The sequence below is a fragment of the Paenibacillus sp. JNUCC-31 genome, assembly GCF_014844075.1.
In the GTDB taxonomy this organism is placed as follows: domain Bacteria; phylum Bacillota; class Bacilli; order Paenibacillales; family Paenibacillaceae; genus Paenibacillus.
Genome location: NZ_CP062165.1, coordinates 5,168,528 through 5,185,415, shown reverse-complemented (window position 1 = coordinate 5,185,415; position 16,888 = coordinate 5,168,528). Strand labels below are relative to the sequence as shown.

At 46.5% G+C, this 16,888-nt stretch carries 15 protein-coding genes; 4 read left to right on the top strand and 11 right to left on the bottom strand.

Annotated elements, in window-relative coordinates; all coding sequences use genetic code 11:
• Positions 1–345: 345 nt before the first annotated feature.
• Positions 346–747 carry a secondary thiamine-phosphate synthase enzyme YjbQ gene (locus JNUCC31_RS22475; protein ID WP_192264920.1) on the top strand — a complete coding sequence of 134 codons (402 nt, stop codon included), beginning with the start codon at positions 346–348 and terminating at the stop codon, positions 745–747.
• A 187-nt stretch (positions 748–934) separates the two neighbouring features.
• On the opposite strand, the gene JNUCC31_RS22470 is transcribed toward JNUCC31_RS22475, so the two are convergent.
• From JNUCC31_RS22470 to tkt, 5 genes are all read right to left on the bottom strand, one after another.
• A complete protein-coding gene (locus tag JNUCC31_RS22470; RefSeq protein WP_062326899.1) occupies positions 935–1,537 on the bottom strand; it encodes a TetR/AcrR family transcriptional regulator in 603 nt (200 codons plus the stop codon).
• Between the two features lie 5 nt (positions 1,538–1,542).
• Positions 1,543–2,175, bottom strand: coding sequence for a YigZ family protein (locus JNUCC31_RS22465; RefSeq protein ID WP_192264918.1), 633 nt, complete (start codon positions 2,173–2,175; stop codon positions 1,543–1,545).
• A gap of 159 nt (positions 2,176–2,334) precedes the next feature.
• Entirely contained in the window at positions 2,335–3,690 is a 1,356-nt protein-coding gene (locus JNUCC31_RS22460) for a glucose-6-phosphate isomerase (RefSeq protein WP_192264916.1), read from the bottom strand.
• Between the two features lie 186 nt (positions 3,691–3,876).
• The gene (gene ppnP, locus JNUCC31_RS22455; protein WP_192264914.1) at positions 3,877–4,194 is read right to left on the bottom strand and encodes a pyrimidine/purine nucleoside phosphorylase; all 318 of its coding nucleotides are present in this window, start codon (positions 4,192–4,194) and stop codon (positions 3,877–3,879) included.
• A gap of 147 nt (positions 4,195–4,341) precedes the next feature.
• Positions 4,342–6,384: a transketolase gene (tkt, locus tag JNUCC31_RS22450; RefSeq protein ID WP_192264912.1), complete on the bottom strand. Its 2,043-nt coding sequence runs from the start codon at positions 6,382–6,384 to the stop codon at positions 4,342–4,344.
• A 432-nt stretch (positions 6,385–6,816) separates the two neighbouring features.
• Here tkt and JNUCC31_RS22445 point away from each other — a divergent pair, with 432 nt between their 5' ends.
• Entirely contained in the window at positions 6,817–7,305 is a 489-nt protein-coding gene (locus JNUCC31_RS22445; protein ID WP_192264910.1) for a hypothetical protein, read from the top strand.
• Positions 7,306–7,381: 76 nt separating this feature from the next.
• Here the strand turns inward: JNUCC31_RS22445 and purU are convergent, their stop codons facing one another.
• Both purU and JNUCC31_RS22435 read right to left on the bottom strand, forming a co-directional pair.
• Entirely contained in the window at positions 7,382–8,275 is an 894-nt protein-coding gene (purU, locus tag JNUCC31_RS22440; protein WP_192264908.1) for a formyltetrahydrofolate deformylase, read from the bottom strand.
• Between the two features lie 22 nt (positions 8,276–8,297).
• Positions 8,298–9,425, bottom strand: coding sequence for a deoxyribonuclease IV (locus JNUCC31_RS22435; protein ID WP_192273250.1), 1,128 nt, complete (start codon positions 9,423–9,425; stop codon positions 8,298–8,300).
• A 173-nt stretch (positions 9,426–9,598) separates the two neighbouring features.
• Here JNUCC31_RS22435 and JNUCC31_RS22430 point away from each other — a divergent pair, with 173 nt between their 5' ends.
• Positions 9,599–10,066 (top strand): DUF2621 domain-containing protein, encoded by a 468-nt coding sequence (locus JNUCC31_RS22430; protein ID WP_416234456.1) that lies wholly within the window; start codon positions 9,599–9,601, stop codon positions 10,064–10,066.
• Positions 10,067–10,231: 165 nt separating this feature from the next.
• Positions 10,232–11,143 carry a TIGR01777 family oxidoreductase gene (locus JNUCC31_RS22425; RefSeq protein WP_192264904.1) on the top strand — a complete coding sequence of 304 codons (912 nt, stop codon included), beginning with the start codon at positions 10,232–10,234 and terminating at the stop codon, positions 11,141–11,143.
• Here the strand turns inward: JNUCC31_RS22425 and JNUCC31_RS22420 are convergent.
• From JNUCC31_RS22420 to JNUCC31_RS22405, 4 genes are read right to left on the bottom strand one after another with little or no spacing between them, the layout of a single operon-like run.
• On the bottom strand, positions 11,132–13,021 hold the full coding sequence (locus JNUCC31_RS22420; protein ID WP_192264902.1) for a DUF6382 domain-containing protein: 1,890 nt from the start codon (positions 13,019–13,021) through the stop codon (positions 11,132–11,134). The two genes, JNUCC31_RS22425 and JNUCC31_RS22420, sit on opposite strands and share 12 nt — an antisense overlap.
• Positions 13,022–13,080: 59 nt before the next feature.
• Complete coding sequence (locus tag JNUCC31_RS22415; protein ID WP_192264900.1) at positions 13,081–13,596, bottom strand: A24 family peptidase; 516 nt, start codon at positions 13,594–13,596, stop codon at positions 13,081–13,083.
• An 8-nt stretch (positions 13,597–13,604) separates the two neighbouring features.
• Positions 13,605–14,651, bottom strand: coding sequence for a pilus assembly protein (locus JNUCC31_RS22410; protein WP_192264898.1), 1,047 nt, complete (start codon positions 14,649–14,651; stop codon positions 13,605–13,607).
• 29 nt (positions 14,652–14,680) lie between these two features.
• Positions 14,681–16,831: a hypothetical protein gene (locus JNUCC31_RS22405; RefSeq protein WP_192264895.1), complete on the bottom strand. Its 2,151-nt coding sequence runs from the start codon at positions 16,829–16,831 to the stop codon at positions 14,681–14,683.
• Positions 16,832–16,888: the final 57 nt, after the last annotated feature.

The following is a 16,888-nucleotide window of genomic DNA, read 5'->3' as shown; positions in this document are numbered from 1 at the left end:
CAGTGCTAATCGTCAATGCTTTTATTGAATATAATTGGGGCGTACATAAGATGATTTCATAAAAATTACACTTGCCACTACGCCGCCAGAACAACCTTCCGATCGCTGTTATCCCCAGATTTCTTTGATTCCCTTCTCTAAAGGGAGAAATCCGTCGATAAAGGCGAAGCGTATGCTTCCGATGCAGCTTTCTTTCAGAAAGCTTTTAGCTTCGCTTCTTCAGGTTATTTCTGCCCTCTCCGTTATCGTGTAATTGTTATAACATCGTAATACGTGGTTTGTTTGGTATGTAGTGGGTAAGGTACAATTTAGGGGACACATTTTGGCGCAAAGGAGTGGTGTAATATGTTATATACGAAAAATGTATCGACATCCCGACGGGATGAGATGAAAGATATTACGCGGGAGGTGGAGCAGGTCGTCCGTGACAGCGGTGTCCAGCATGGGACTGTATTGATTTATTGTCCACATACGACGGCAGGCATTGCCATTAATGAAAATGCAGACCCGGACGTCAAGCATGACGTACTTCTCCGCTTGAACGAAGTCTATCCTTGGGAGCACCCTGAATATCGGCATGCTGAGGGGAATACGGCTTCTCACCTGAAATCAATCACAACCGGACCATCACAGACGGTGATTATACATGAGGGCAGGTTACTGCTTGGCAGATGGCAGGGAATCTATTTTTGCGAATTCGATGGCCCACGTCAGCGGGAATATTTTCTTAAACTCATGGAAGGTTAGCTTCATTTGACCTTATTTAACCCTATTCCAGAAGCGCAAAAAAGCAAACAGGCGGTCCACCCTATTTCAGGATGTGATCCGCCTGTCATGGTCTTGTTCACGAAAAAACTTTCGCGAGACAACGTTATAAAGAATTAATGTTATGACAATTCACCGCCCTGAAGTATAGGAGTGCGACAAAAGCGCCTTATTGGACGCCAGGCTGGTGTTGGAGATTGCGGCAAAGCACTTTGACATGAGACAATGCAGCCGACTCAATCTCTGCAAAGGTCAAACGGTCCTGAATATAATATGATATGAATCCATGCATGGACAAAAACAGCGTACGTGGTACACATTGAATATCTTCTTCCGTACAACCCTCTTCATTCATGTATTGTCGAATAATGGAGGCAAACAATTCAAAGCATCTTCCTTGCTCCGTACGACAATAGGATAGCAATTCTTCATCCCGAATCATGAACATGATCTCATATTGATACGGATTCTCCAGACCAAAACGAATAAACTCCATCATGATATGTTCTACCTTGCTCACGCCGCCCACGACTGGCCTGACCATGGCTTGCAGCAACAGATGCCCCAGATGATTGAAGTCTTCAACCACAATGGCATAGAACAGCTCTGCCTTTTCCTTAAAATGATAATACAGCGACCCATGACTATAGCCCAGATGCTGGCCGATGCTTCGCATCGAAATGGCGCGGTATCCTTTGGTAATAAAAAGATGCCTCGCCGCCTCCAGTATCCGCTCCCTCGACAACTCCTGTTCGACTGCTCTTCTAGCCATATATTTTATTCCCCTTCAATAAAATAAAGCCGCTGTCCCTCCGTGATCCGGGATTGCCCTTGCGTCAAATCTGTGATCCAGGCTACAAATGCCTCGGTTTCACTATCCGGCGGAAGACAAGTCAACGTAACCTTATCGGTGAATCCAGTTTCACCTGTACGGACTTCCCGGCTCCTTAATTCATTTTCCACTTTGCCCAGCCATGTGTAATCCAGTTCAACAAATACTTCACGATGCAGTACTTTGGTGATGGCTTCCCCCGCCTCAATGGCTGCAACTGCTCCATCCGTATAAGCGCGAATCAACCCACCTGCTCCAAGCATGATTCCTCCAAAGTAACGGGTAACCACAATAGCCACATTTTTCAATTGCTGATTTTTGATCACTTCAAGAATGGGTTTCCCAGCGGTTCCGCTTGGTTCGCCGTCATCGGATTGCTTCTGGATCTCATCCCGCTCACCAATCATATAAGCCGAGCAGTTGTGAGTGGCATTCCAATGTTTTTTCTTGATTTCATCAATAAACGCATTGGCTTCTTCTTCAGTCGTGACCGGCATAATATGACCGATAAATCGCGACTTTTTGATTACAATTTCCAGACTACCTGGTCCTCGAACCGTTCGATAACGTTCAATCATCCCTATCCAACTTTCCAACTTGATCCATTTTGCAAGAAAGCAGTTCCCCACGCGGACGTGGACGAACTGCCTTGGTTTAAACATCCGGGAATCATTGCTTCACAATGACTCCCCATGTAATTACATTACTTTCTTTAACTATATGAGCAGACCGATGAATTATTCGGAAAGTCTCGCTTCCAGCGCTGCTTTCTCTTCTTCAAAGCCTGGTTTGCCCAGCAAAGCGAACATATTTTTCTTATATGCTTCCACGCCTGGTTGGTCAAATGGATTGACGCCGAGCAGGTAACCACTAATGCCGCATGCTTTTTCAAAGAAGTATACCAGATATCCGAAAGAATATGGAGACATATCTGGAATGTTCACAATCAGGTTTGGTACTTGACCATCTGTGTGTGCAAGCAGTGTTCCTTGGAACGCTTTTTTGTTAACAAAGTCCATCGTTTTACCTTCCAGGAAGTTCAGACCATCCAGATCATCCGGATCAGCTTCGATTGAGATATGCTCGGTCACTTCAGCAACTTGAATGACAGTTTCGAAGATGTTCCGGCTACCCTCTTGAATGAATTGACCCATGGAGTGCAAGTCAGTCGAGAAGTCAACGGATGCAGGATAGATTCCTTTATAGTCTTTACCTTCACTCTCTCCGTACAGCTGTTTCCACCACTCGGATACAAAGTGCAGGGATGGCTCGTAGTTTACGAGAATCTCTGTTCCTTTACCTTTACGATACAGTGCGTTACGAACAGCTGCATATTGATATGCTTCGTTCTCGGCTACGTTAGGGTTGCTGTATTCTTTGGATGCATCCGCCGCACCTTGCATCATTTCTTCGATGTTGATGCCGGCAGCTGCGATTGGTAGCAAACCTACTGCTGTCAGAACGGAGTAACGTCCACCTACATCATCCGGGATAATGAAGGATTCATAGCCTTCTTCATTCGCCAGTTTTTTCAATGCACCGCGCTCTTTGTCTGTTGTTGCATAGATACGTTTGCGAGCTTCTTCTTTACCGTATTTTTTCTCCAGCGCTGCACGGAAGATACGGAAAGCAATCGCTGGCTCCGTTGTTGTACCGGATTTGGAGATAACGTTAACGGAGAAGTCTTTGCCTTCAACCAGATCCAGCAAATGAGTTACATACGTGGAGCTGATGTTATTTCCTGCAAAGTAGATTTCCGGTGTTTTGCGTTTGTCTTTAGGCAGATTGTTGTAGAAAGAGTGCGTCAGCATCTCAATCGCTGCACGAGCACCAAGGTAAGATCCACCGATACCGATGACGATCAATACTTCAGAATCGCTTTGAATTTTGGCAGCCGCTTTTTGAATACGGGAAAATTCTTCTTTGTCATAAGCGGTAGGCAGGTCGATCCAGCCCAGATAATCCGATCCAGTTCCCGTACCGTTGTGGAGCTGTTCGTGAGCCAAACGAATCGGTTCAGCGAAATAGTCCACTTCATGCTGATTGACAAATTGCAGGGCAGTGCTGTAGTCGAACTTCACTTTTTTTGCCATGATCTGTAAAACCTCCTGATATCGGTAGCATATTTTTTTCCGTTTTCCATTCGAAACAACTTAGCATAAGGATACTGCAAATCCTTGGGACTGACAAGCTTGCAGCCTGAACTTTGTCGTTAAAGTTCAAGAAGCAAAAAGGGTAAACCGAATCCGCATGTTGCGGTTCCGGTTACCCTTCTTGTGTTATTCCGCCGGGTACGAACAGCAGTAGTCGGTAACGCTGCGTATCTCCAGTTTGAATTTGGATTCAGCAGGCACGTGGAACGTAGCTTGACCTTGAATCACTTGCCAATTTTCTTCTCCGGGAAGCAATACGCTCAGGTCGCCGGACAGAATCTCCATAATTTCACGGGAATCTGTACCGAATTCATAACTGCCTGGTAGCATAATGCCCAGAGTCACCTTGCTGCCATCCCCCAAAATAACTGTTCTGCTGGTTACCTGACCTCCATAATAAATGTTGGCCTCTTTGACTACACTGACTTGATCAAACTGTGACATGCGTACCCGCTCCCCCTGAAGTTAATGAAAACAAAAGGCAAAACAGATCAGGGTGGTCGCCCACCCATCATCTGTCGGAAATCACTTGCTGCTTGGACAGGACTCGAAGTTGAACTCATCCCATTCATTGCAGCGCTTTTGAAGCTATTACAGCAATGCTTTCACGCGGCTAACCACGTTCTCCACAGTGAAACCATATTCTTGGATAACACGGTCGCCAGGCGCGGATGCACCAAATGTGCTGATTCCGAGAATGTCGCCTTGATCGCCGACATATTTTTCCCAGCCCATTGGGTGAGCCATTTCAATCGCCAGACGAGCTTTAACATCCGGAAGCAGGACGGATTCTTTGTATGCTTTGTCCTGTTTCTCAAACAGATCCCAGCTTGGCATGCTGATTACGCGAACTTGGATGCCTTGTTCAGCAAGTGCTGCTTGGGCTTTGACAGCCAGTTGCACTTCGGAACCTGTTGCAATGATTTGAGCAACAGCTTTGCCTTCTTTTGCATCAGAGACAACATACGCACCACGTTTCACGTTCTCACGGGAACCTTCAACAGTACCTTCCAGAATCGGCAGGTTTTGACGAGTGAGTACGAGTGCAACCGGGTTGCTCTTGTTCTCAAGCGCATAAGCCCAAGCTGCGGAAGTTTCATTACCGTCAGCCGGACGAATAACCGTCAGGTTAGGAATGATACGCAGGGATGCCAATTGCTCGATTGGTTCGTGGGTAGGACCGTCTTCACCAACAGCGATACTATCGTGAGTCAGGACATACGTTACCGGCAGCCCCATCAGGGAAGCCAGACGAACAGCTGGGCGCAGGTAGTCTGTAAATACGAAGAACGTACCTCCGAATACTTTCACACCACTATGCAGTGCCATACCATTCATTGCTCCAGCCATACCGAATTCACGGATACCGAAGTAGATGTTGCGGCCGGAATAGTCTTCAGGCGTGAAGTTCTCCAGGTTGTTCAGGTGAGTCATTGTGGAGCTTTCCAAGTCAGCGGATCCGCCTGTCAGGTTAGGTACGTTATGTGCCAGACCGTTCAGTGCATTACCGGATGCTACACGAGTGGATACAGCTTTGTCTGTTGCAGCATATTTAGGCAGATCACGATCCCAACCTTCTGGAAGGTCGCCATTGATTGCCGTTTCGAATTGAGCTGCCAGCTCAGGGAATGCTTTTTTGTACTCGGCAAATTTCTCGTCCCATGCTTTGTTTGCAGAGATACCACGATCTTTCACTTGTGCAAAGTGTTCGCGAACTTCAGCCGGTACGTGGAAATCTTCCTCGTAAACCCATTTGTAAAATTGTTTTGTCAATTTGGCTTCATCTGCACCCAGTGGAGATCCGTGAGTACCGCCGTGGCCGCCTTTACCTTGTTTGTTCGGGCTGCCATAACCAATTACAGTTTTCACTTCAATCAGTGTAGGACGAAGCGTATCTGCTTGACCTTCCTCAATTGCTTTTTGGATTGCAGGCAGATCGTTACCATCTTCAACGCGCAGCACTTGCCAGCCATAAGCTTCAAAACGCTTCGCGATGCTTTCGGAAGAAGATAGGTTCAATTTACCATCCAGTGTGATGTCATTGGAGTCAAACAACATGATCAATTTGCCCAGGTGCAGACGTCCAGCCAGGGAAGCTGATTCATGAGATACGCCTTCCATCAAGTCACCGTCACCACAGATTGCGTATGTGTAGTGGTCGATTACGTTGAATTTGTCTTTGTTGTATGTTGCGCCCAGTTGAGCTTCAGCCATAGCCATACCGACTGCCATCGCAATACCTTGACCCAGTGGTCCGGTGGTTGCGTCAACGCCTGCAGTATGTCCGAATTCCGGGTGACCCGGTGTTTTGCTTCCCCATTGGCGGAACTGTTTCAATTCTTCCATCGGCAGGTCATACCCGCTCAGGTGCAGCAAGCTGTACAGCAACATGGAGCCATGTCCTGCGGACAGGACAAAACGGTCCCGGTTAACCCAAGTTGGGTGGTCCGGGTTATGTGTCATCGTTTTTGCAAAAAGTTGGTACCCCATTGGAGCGGAGCCCATAGGCATACCCGGGTGGCCGGAATTTGCCTTCTCGATTGCATCAATCGCCAGTGTACGTACGGTAGTGATCGACAGGTTATCGATCGTATTGTTCTCTTCCTTTTGAATCGCTTCGTTCTTGTCAGTCATGGTTTGTCCTCCTCATGTCTTTAGATAAGTCGGGTTGCGCAAGCGAATCCCTCTCATCATACAAGTAAACCGAATTTCACAATAAGTGAATCCGCTTGAGTGTTTCATTTTGACTTATTCACTTTTGTATTGTATCACTTGGCGTGAAGCTTTTCCATAACCTTCTTTTAGAAGATCGGGAAAATTCGGCTGATTTTGACGAGGGATTTGTTTCCAGCAGGAAAGAAAACGCCCTGTACAGTGCATTTCAACATATGTTCCAGCTCGGTGATCCTCGCAAATCCATCGCATGAAGTATAACCTTTAACCGGAAAACCATACTCTTTTTAGATTTCAAAGTTGTTTTTGCATATAATGGTCCTTATTCCGGCTTCAACATTTGGACTATTGTATACATTAGGTTTTACTTCAAAATGAAGGGGAGATCAGCACATGCCACATCATTTTGCGAAGCCATCAAAACCGTTAAAGAACACATTACCCTGGAAGTGCGGGATTTTAACAGGCATCTTTTCCGGATTTGTGCTTGGATTCTTTTTAAAAGCCATTGAGGCGTACACCGACGAGAAGGTTTACATCTTGCTATTGAATATCGATTTTGTTCCATGGCTTCCGCCAACGTTACCCGAATACATCGAATTTGTCCTACATCTTGTCGTTTCCATAGTCATCGGGACATTCTACATATGGTGGGTTCAGCGTTCTGGGCATCCAATGTCCAAAGGTATTTTGATCGGCGCTCTCTCTTCCCTCCTGTACATTCCGCTATCTCAGTTGTCTACTCGCGTGCCCGATCTGTACGATGGAAAAGCGATACTATACTGGCTGGCTGGCCATCTGTTGTTTGGATTGGCAATAGGGGTATGCGGACAGGTATGGCAGCACACCAAAAAAGGCGAGCTCCCTTTCAAGTATGAATAGGGAATTCGCCTTTTCTTTGACGGTGATAGAAACCGTATCGTTTCGAATCAACCTTGCACAGTATTAAAGCATCAGCTTAAAATACAACTGTTTTATTTTCATGAACCAGAACACGATCCTCGACATGCCATTTGACAGCACGGGCAAGAACTACACGCTCAATGGTACGTCCAATCCGTTTAAGTTCACTTACATCATCCCCGTGGCTTACACGCTGTACATCCTGCTCAATGATCGGTCCGCCATCCAGTTCTTCCGTAACATAGTGAGCTGTCGCACCGATAATTTTCACACCGCGGTTGTACGCTTGGGCATACGGCTTACCACCAACAAAGGCAGGCAGGAACGAATGATGAATGTTAATGATCCGGTTGCGGAAATGCTCAATAAACATCGGGGAGATAATTTGCATGTAACGTGCAAGGATAATCACATCGATATCATCGCCAATGACGTCAAGCTGACGTTGTTCCGCATCCTTCTTCGTATCTGCTGTAACCGGAATATGATGATAAGGAATACCAAATGATTCCACATAATCCTTCATGTCCAGATGATTGCTCACGACAAGCGCGATATCTGCATCCAGGTCACCAGCCTGCCATTGCCATAACAGCTCGACCAGACAGTGATCTTCCTTGGATACAAAGATGGCGAGTCTCTTTTTGCGGCTAACCGCAGAAAGACTCCAATCCATTTTGAAACGACCTGCGACTTCTGCAAAATCCGCTTCCAGTTTAGGCAGGTTCACGGATAATTGCGGAAGATCGAATTCAATCCGCATGAAAAACATGCCGCCAGCCGGGTCCATGGTGTACTGATCCGACTGTACAATGTTTGCACCATGCTGGTGCAGGAAATGCGATACTGCAGCAACAATTCCGGGTCCATCCGGACAGGAAATGAGCATCCGCGCCCGATCGGCGCGGTTTTTAACATCAGGACGTGCTTGTTTAGCGTGAATCTCCATCGGGTTATTCTTCCTCCTTCAACTAGGCCTGAACCAGCAGTTCTTTTCCTGCTAGCCAGGCGATCAAACGATGATTCAGTTGTTCTTCACTCAAATGCTGGAATAGTGCAGCTTCAGCCACGAGGTCATACAGACGTTCCAACGGTTCACGCGGGTCGGCTTTTTTGGCTTTGGCATCATTTTTGAGCAATGTCCAAACATCCAGAACATACGAACGGGACTCAATCTCTTTTCCTTTGAAGAAATGATGCAATTGTTCCACTTCTGTCAGGAATTCCGGACCGAATCGACCAGCGACATCCCCGCGAAGCAATGCGATCTCTGCTTCATACATTGGACGCTGCGTTTTGGCCTCTTTCCCAATCCAAGGCGTTTCCAAAATAAACGGACGTCCCTGAAGGGCCTCGTGATGCACGATACGGTTAATCGCCTCGAAACCAATCCAGCCGGAGCCAATCGGTGTATGACGGTCCTTATGTGAGCCCACAGGGTTCTTACTATCATTAATATGCATTACGGCAATGCGGTCAAGCCCTACCGTACGATCAAATTGTTCAAGAACACCATCCAGGTCGTTTACGATATCATAACCTGCGTCATGAATGTGACATGTGTCCATACATACCGTAAGTCGTTCATTGTGTGTAACTTTCTCCATGATCTGAGCGATCTCTTCGAAGCTGCGGCCCATTTCAGTTCCTTTACCGGCCATCGTTTCCAGAGCGATATTAACATCCGTCTCTTTTACACCGTCCAACACTTCATTCAATCCTTCAGCGATACGTCCGATGCCATAGTGAGCATCCTTGTCCGTAAATGCGCCCGGATGCAGCACGATATTTTTGACACCAATCGCATGTGTACGGCGAATCTCTTCCTGAAGGAAACTTACGGCCAGCTCATACGTGTTTTCTTTGTAGGAACCGAGGTTAATAATGTATGGCGCATGGACAACGATATCTTCCATCCCGCCTTCTTGCATGGCAAGTTTGCCTTCCTCAATAAACATGGACTCAATAGGCTTGCGACGGGTATTTTGCGGTGCACCCGTATATATCATAAACGAACTGGAACCGTACGAAGCCGCTTCCTTCGTTGCACTTAATAATCCCTTGTCCGAAAAGGACACATGGGAGCCGATTTTCAGCATCATTGATCCCCCTTTTTCTGAATTAATCCTTATTCTAACGCGATTATCGAAATAAATCTAGAAATGCGCTATAATTCGGGGTACAGGCTATTTTTTACAGCTGGCATTTGGAACATGGGGGGGCGGAATCCGTCTTTCCGTGGAAATCAATGAACCGAGGTGACTCCGTAATGATGTTCGGCTTCTTCGCTTTGACGTTGACCAGCAGTTCCCCCAGCAATTGGTTTATGAATACGATGGCATTCTGGACATTTGTTTTACTTGGAAGCATGTGTGTTGGCGGATTTTTTATGATGCGCAAGTTTTTGAAGGTGCTCCCAAAGGCAGACGGAAAATCCAAGCTTGATTGGCAAAATTATTGGGTGGAAACCAGCCGCCATTTATGGACCGATGAAGCAAAAGCTTTTTTGGACCAGCTTGTGGAACCTGTGCCCGGACCCTTTCGCGATATTGCCAAACATTCTATTGCTGCCGAGATCGGTAAAATTGCGGTCGAAGATAATGCAGCTGAAGTATCCAGAGATCATTGCATTAAAGGATACATTGTAGCTACACCGAAGCGGGATAATAAATTTTTGGTGAAATTTCTGGAGAAAAACCAAATTGACTATTCGCCTTATAAACATTTGATGAATAAATAGAAGTGCTTTTTAATCAAAACAACCGTCAGTATGTCAGTTACATATCAGCAAACATGCTCCGTGAGGTAAGTCATTCCCAGCAAGGCAGCACTTACCGTCCGGGGCTGTTTGTTGATCGGAGAATACATATCACATCCCAGCAGAATATCGAGGAGGTCGTCAAAGATGAAGATTGCGATTTGTGGAGGTACCGGTTTTGTCGGAGGAGCACTCGTTGATTACTGGCTTCAGGCAGGACATCATGTGAAAGTTATTACACGCAAGCTGCCAGATCTACATAATCCCAGCCACAACCTTACATATATCTCATGGGAACAGGTCGAAGAACAGCCTCAATTGCTGGAAGGAATGGATGCCTTGGTCAACCTTGCCGGGGAAACGTTGAATCAACGGTGGACAACCAAAGCGAAGCTGGAGATCGTTCAATCCAGAGTCACCACTGTAGCCCGTGTGGCTAGATTGATAGATTCACTGGAGCACAAGCCGGAGGTGGTCGTTCAGGCATCTGCCATGGCGATCTATGGTACCTCTCCTACAGAAACATTTGATGAGAACAGTCCACAAAAATCAATGAATTTCCCCTCCCGTGTCTCGGAGCAATGGGAAGTTGCTGCCGATGCCATCAAACATGTGAGACTTGTTAAGATTCGCGTTAGCCTGGTACTTGGTCATAAAAGAGGTGCTTTTCCATTAATGAAAATACCTTATATGCTTGGTGTTGGGGGTAGGGTTGGAAGTGGAAAACAGTGGACCAGTTGGATTCATATTATGGATATTGTGCGGTTGATTGATTTTACAATCCATAATAAAGAAATCTCTGGCCCAGTAAACGCCTCTTCACCCAACCCGGTTACCAACGATGAATTCGGACGCACGGTAGGCAAAGTGTATCATCGTCCGCACTGGTTCCCCGTACCAGGAGTTCTGATCAAAACACTGGTTGGAGAACTCTCTGTGGTACTTCTCCAAGGACAGCGGGTTATCCCGCAAAAAGCACTGGACCACGGATTCCAGTTCACCTTCCCTACATTAACCAAAGCGCTTGAAGATTTGAAGCACCGCGGCCTATCCGACTGATCGATACGTGTAAACAGACTCAGCCAACGTAAAGGTATCCCCATCTTCCAATGGATATTCCTTGTACGGAGCAAGAACATTGCCTTGAAGAACGGTTCCATTGACGGAACCCAAGTCTTTAATTACATAGCCCGATTTGTTCCGGCTCAATTCCACATGAGCACGGGACACACCGGTTGCTGAGTCAACCCATTGAACTATGTCCGCTGATCTTCCGATGACAAAAGATGCTCCGCGGACATCCATCCGTTCATTTTTATCTCCAGCTGCTGATCGGCGTTCAAGATAAAAGGCAGGCACCATTGGACCTGCTGCTGTAAAACCACCTCCGGCCATGCTCTGCAAGTTTACCGTTGCATCCGCTCCTGCATTATGACGAGGTAAGTCTCCTGTAACAGCCGCGACTTCGACAGCATGCTGAACAACCGGTACATTTGATGCTTCGGATGGTATATGCATATTCTGAAAGCGAGCATTTACGTCGCCAGATGGTCTGGATTCAAAAAAATCGGCCGACTTATCAGTAGCATTCCAACGCCAGCTTTCCTGAAACATTTCTTCTCTGCTCTCTTTCTGCTTGTCTCCTCCTCTACCCAATCCAAAAAAAGCAGAACGCTTATTGGATGATTCCTTCTCCAGTCCAGCCGTTATTCTCTCAACCTGAAAACGTCCATTGCGTGGCTGTCCCAATTCCTTATCTTCGGTGAAATCCTCATTTTCATCATTTGCTATCTTTTTGCCTTGCAGATTGGACTTCGATTTTACCCATTTACCTTTGGTCACCCATGCCCAACCCGCGACTCCAAGCAATCCAGCACTCAATGCTGCGGATAGAATCATTTGAGCCTGACCGGGTTGCTCCATATAAACAAATCTCCATACCAGCGCCATGGCAACCATACAACCCAAAATGATATAGGTCACTTGGGACCCCGACTTCTCGTCTTCTTCCAAAACCTCCCCTTGAAATGAATCAATGGTTTGGCGTTGTGACAGATCTGTAACACCTTTGGAATGTAATGAAGACTCGCCTGGTGAACGTCTACCGGAAAAGCCAGAGAAGGGGTTGTTACGCGGGTTCTCTTTCTCGGACATAGAGACCCTCGGTTGCTGGTGTGGATTCAACTGCTGCTCAGCAGCACTATTTTGATCAAATTGACGGTATTGATTTTGTCCAACTCTAATGGAAGATTGCTTACTCTCCTGCTCTGGGACCGCCAGCTGTGGAGTATCCAACTTACTGTCAGCTGATCCAGACGAAATACGAGAGGACAGAAACGATGCTTGGCCTGAATTACTCTGCTCATCCGCGTATAATTCAAGTAAGAGTTCACGCAACCGACCGATATCCCAATACTCACTGTCACATAGCTGGAGAACACGCTGAATGCCTTCTCCCTGAAGTTCCTGTACATGGGCCATGAGCCTGATAACCAGTTCACGGAATTGCTGTGGGGTCGAATCTACCTCAACCGTATCCATGATCGGGATGTATACCATGCCAAGTTCTCCCTGTTCAAATGAGCCATTGATGAATATGTAATCTTCCTGAATCTGCAATTTACGGGAGTCCAGCATATATTGTCGGCATTCTGTGAAGGTGTCCGCCAGTTGGAACAATAGACCATATAACACACGCAATTGAATTTTTCCGGACTTTAACATCTGGGATAACATCTTGTACCCCGAAATGTCATACTGCAACGTTACATTTCGATCCAATTCCCGGATATGGACAGGAAGGAGCCTTGGAATCTGATTGGAAGACAACATGCCCATCTGCACACGGCTCAGTTCATCCATTCGCAACCCTTCCTCTTTCTCCAAAACCATGAATGCTCCGCCGTTCCGAATAAAATCTCTCTTTAATCCATACATGCCAATCCTCTCTTTCCGTTATAAGCTATAATCCAAACTCCACAAACTTTATAAACTCTTTATGAAGTCATGTAGATATAGGCACTGATGAATCCGGGCAAAACGGCCAGCATAAAAGGAAACTTCAACGTCTTTTCCTTGTTAACCAGCTTGAGCGAACCCAGCATGAAAAAACCGGCAAGATTTCCCGCCATGCCGCGAATTCGTTTCGCTGAATCCCTGCGGAACAATAGAATGACCAGGCCGATTACCCCTGCATACAAAACGGAATAAATAATCACATGAATACCAAAGACCAGCCCCGTCCAGGCACCCATTCCTCCAAACAATTTAACATCTCCCGCACCCACTGCCCCAATCATATACATCAGCAACAACACACCGAACCCAACCGAGAATCCAACTGCTGAGAACAGGAATCCCTCCCATCCTCCCCAGATAATATGGGCCAGAAACCCTGCCGCAGTCACTGGTATAGTTAAACGATTGGGGATTTTCATCGAACGAACATCTGTAACAAAAGCTGCAATTACGTATAGACCACAGGCTAAGTAAAACCACTCCACCTCCAACATCTCCTTTATTATTTTCTGGAAGCCACATTAAACTCGGTCACCGTCTTGGCACCATCCGCTGTCTCCACAACAAATGTCCATGTCCCCTCCGTTGTACGTGTACCAACAAACCAGTTCCATTCAATCACACCATTTTCATCGGCAGTAGCCCATCCGATATGCTTGGCTGAACTTTCACCGGACTTGTAAAAAATCGTTAAATTCGCTGTAGCTCCAGGCTCAACCTTAACCTTGATTGTCGCATTATTGCCTATGTATGCCGGCTCCGGTTTGGATATCACGGTTGCTGCTCCTGCAGAATCCGCGTCTCCTCCACTGCTGTCAGAACCTTCTCCTGTATCTCCGATCCATACCCGTTCTGCCGCGGCCGCTTGAATCCGTAAAGATTTCCCTAAGAAGGGGACTTTAACAGGTAATTCATAGCTCAGTTCAAGCCGGAAGTAAGGATTCGTTTTATTTTTGAGATCAGGTATAGAAATCCCGTTAACATGCACACGATCTACTTCCAACACAGAAGTATTAATAAAAGGCTTGAGCAGCGGTTTAACGGTTGGATCAAGAACGGTCTCAAGAATGGATGTTTTGATTTCCTGTAACGGTTGTTCACCTCGTGCAGCGGCTGCACGCACCCAATCGCTTAGCGGATCCGGTAGAGAAGAGGCGTACTCTTCAGCCCATTCTGTCAAGGACAATTCCGGAACTTTCCATCCACCTTCCGATCCATTGCCAGCGGAATCAGAGGGGGTGAATACGAGGGAAACAGGATAGATTTGGGTGGATAACTGCTTCACCGCTTCCCCTGCTGTGCTCTGCAACGCTGTCGATACCAGAGTCATCTGCACGATGTAAATCAAGAACATGACAAAGAACAGAAATACAGGCAGAACCAGTGAGGCTTCCAAAACGATGCTTCCATATTCTCTTTCTGGAGAACGCACCTTTTGAGGAGAACGTCTCTGTTCACGCCATGACTTTAATCTTTCCAGTCTGCAAATTTGTGTTAGTCGGTTCTGTAAACATGCCAAAATTTTTCCCTGCTGATGCTGCTTATCCATAATCCCTCCATCGAAACAACCCAAATTACTCAGTAGGAGTAATCGGTCTTCCGATCAATGAAAAATCGCCCATCCTCTACCTGATCTGCACTGCCCATAACAGCACCTATGCTTTTGGTGACCCCTGGCAGAAACCACAGCTTGATACTGCTGCGCATATTGCCCGAAGCATATGTCTGTTTCTCATCTGGATTCACTCCGGTATTCATTCGAATCAAAGCCAACATTCTGGACATTTTGCGTTCATTGTTGCTATGCATCAACAGAAACAGTCTGAGATGGTCTCTGTAGGTAAGCTTGACTTTGATATACTTGGAGAGTTCCACGCTTCCTTCTTTGGCCAATTTCACCATATCAGCTATAGCGTTTGTAATTCCGTATAAAATCGCAGCAGATAATACAAGTAGTGGATTACCAAGCTTGCTATTCTCCATTAATCCTTCTGCAGTTCGAATCGCCAGACGCATGCCAAAGATCTCTGCATACGCAGCGGCAATGTTGCCCGAAGGATTATGAAAACCATAGACGATATATTCCAATTCCTGATTCTCCAGTTTGAAGACTTCACCAGCATTCCCACTACCTTCAGTCCAGTTAAACAACTGTCCAAAATCCATCGAATTGAAATACGCCAGTGCGTACTCATTCTGGAACAATTCATCGCCAAGGCTATCCAGCAGACTGGACATCCCACCGAATAAACTGTCCATTCCGTTCATGGCGTCTCCACCTGAGTCGTACGGGTCACCGGCAATCTCTGCCTTTTTGGCTTCTTCACGGCTTGCTTCGTTAAAAGCTATGTTGGCATTGTAGTACTCTTCCAGCTGTTTGAAGGCTTCCATTGATCCAGAGCTGCCGTTTTCAATCTGTGACAACATACGTTTAACTTCCTTCAACTTGCCTTTGGATTCCTTGTCATTCGCTTTGCGTTGGACATCAGATCCGCGACCGTTCTCCAACTGCTGTTTGCTTTGAAGAATGACATTGGACGGTCCACTTCGCACGTAAGTGTCCATGTATCGTTCCGTGACCTGGCTAGCCTGTCTAACCGCTGGTTTAATAGAAACACCACTCATCACCGTAACGGTGCGAAGCTGCGTATTAAGTTCCATACTGTCGTTTCTGACATTGGCAAAATCCGAATTCTGTGAACGAACATGTGCATTCAACTGATCAAACAGTATGTTGTCTCTTACAAGTTCCGAAGCCAGGGAGCGTGTACTTTTAGCTTCATTTCCCGAACCGGTAGATGGAGGGCTCGTTCCAGGCAGCGTTGAGTTCCCTACATTTTCGTAGCTGGCATTCTGTGAACGGTTCTCCCCTTCAGCGATTACCCGCTTCATTTCCTCGTTGATCTTTCGAGCTTCTTCAATCTTGGCTTGTGCTTCCTCCAATTTTGTCTGATGAGCCTGCAATGCTGGCTGTATGATCATGCTTATGCCTGTCACCACATTACCTACGCCTGTCCGATAACGAGCCAGCTCCAGCATGTACGATTGCTGGTTGAAGGGCAGTCCTTCATCCATTTGTTTTTTGTTCAGATAATCCGCATAACGGGCTGCTACCTCAGCGGCTGTTTCTGGTGTGTCTCTAAGCATTTCATCGTAAATGGCAGAGGAAGGCGGATTCATGATCAGTGTTGGCAGACCCTTCAGCTTTTCGGCTGATACCGTCTGATTGACTATTGCTTCGTCCAGCAATTCCTCTCGTTTGTCATACAGTTTCTGCAATTTTTTGAGCAGATCCACAGTATGCGCGGCTTCTTTCATCTCTTCCGACATCGGCTTGAAACGGTTTACCACTTCTAGGGTAAAATCAACCGGCGCTCGATATTTCATATCCTCCTGAATCTGGCGATTAAAAATATCATATCTGCCCAGTTCACGCTCCATGCTCAATGAAGTGGTATCCCATTGGATATCCAGGATTGGAAATCCATCTTTCACAGCCGAAAGCTTCACACTATCATTCAGTACCTTGGCCATGATGGCCTCACCACTGCTGTCACCGTATCCAAATAGACCATACTCCCGCAGAGAAGGATCATAGGCTGACATCACAGATCTTATCGCTGCATGCGTCATTCGCTCTGCCTGTACTTTGAAAGCAGCAATACGTGCATAATCAATGAAAATGGAAACAAACATAAAGATTCCAGCCAAAATCAAGATCAAGAACACGGTTACGGCTCCCGATTCACCGTCTTTTTTTCTGAACAGCGTTCCCTCCTCCTCTCC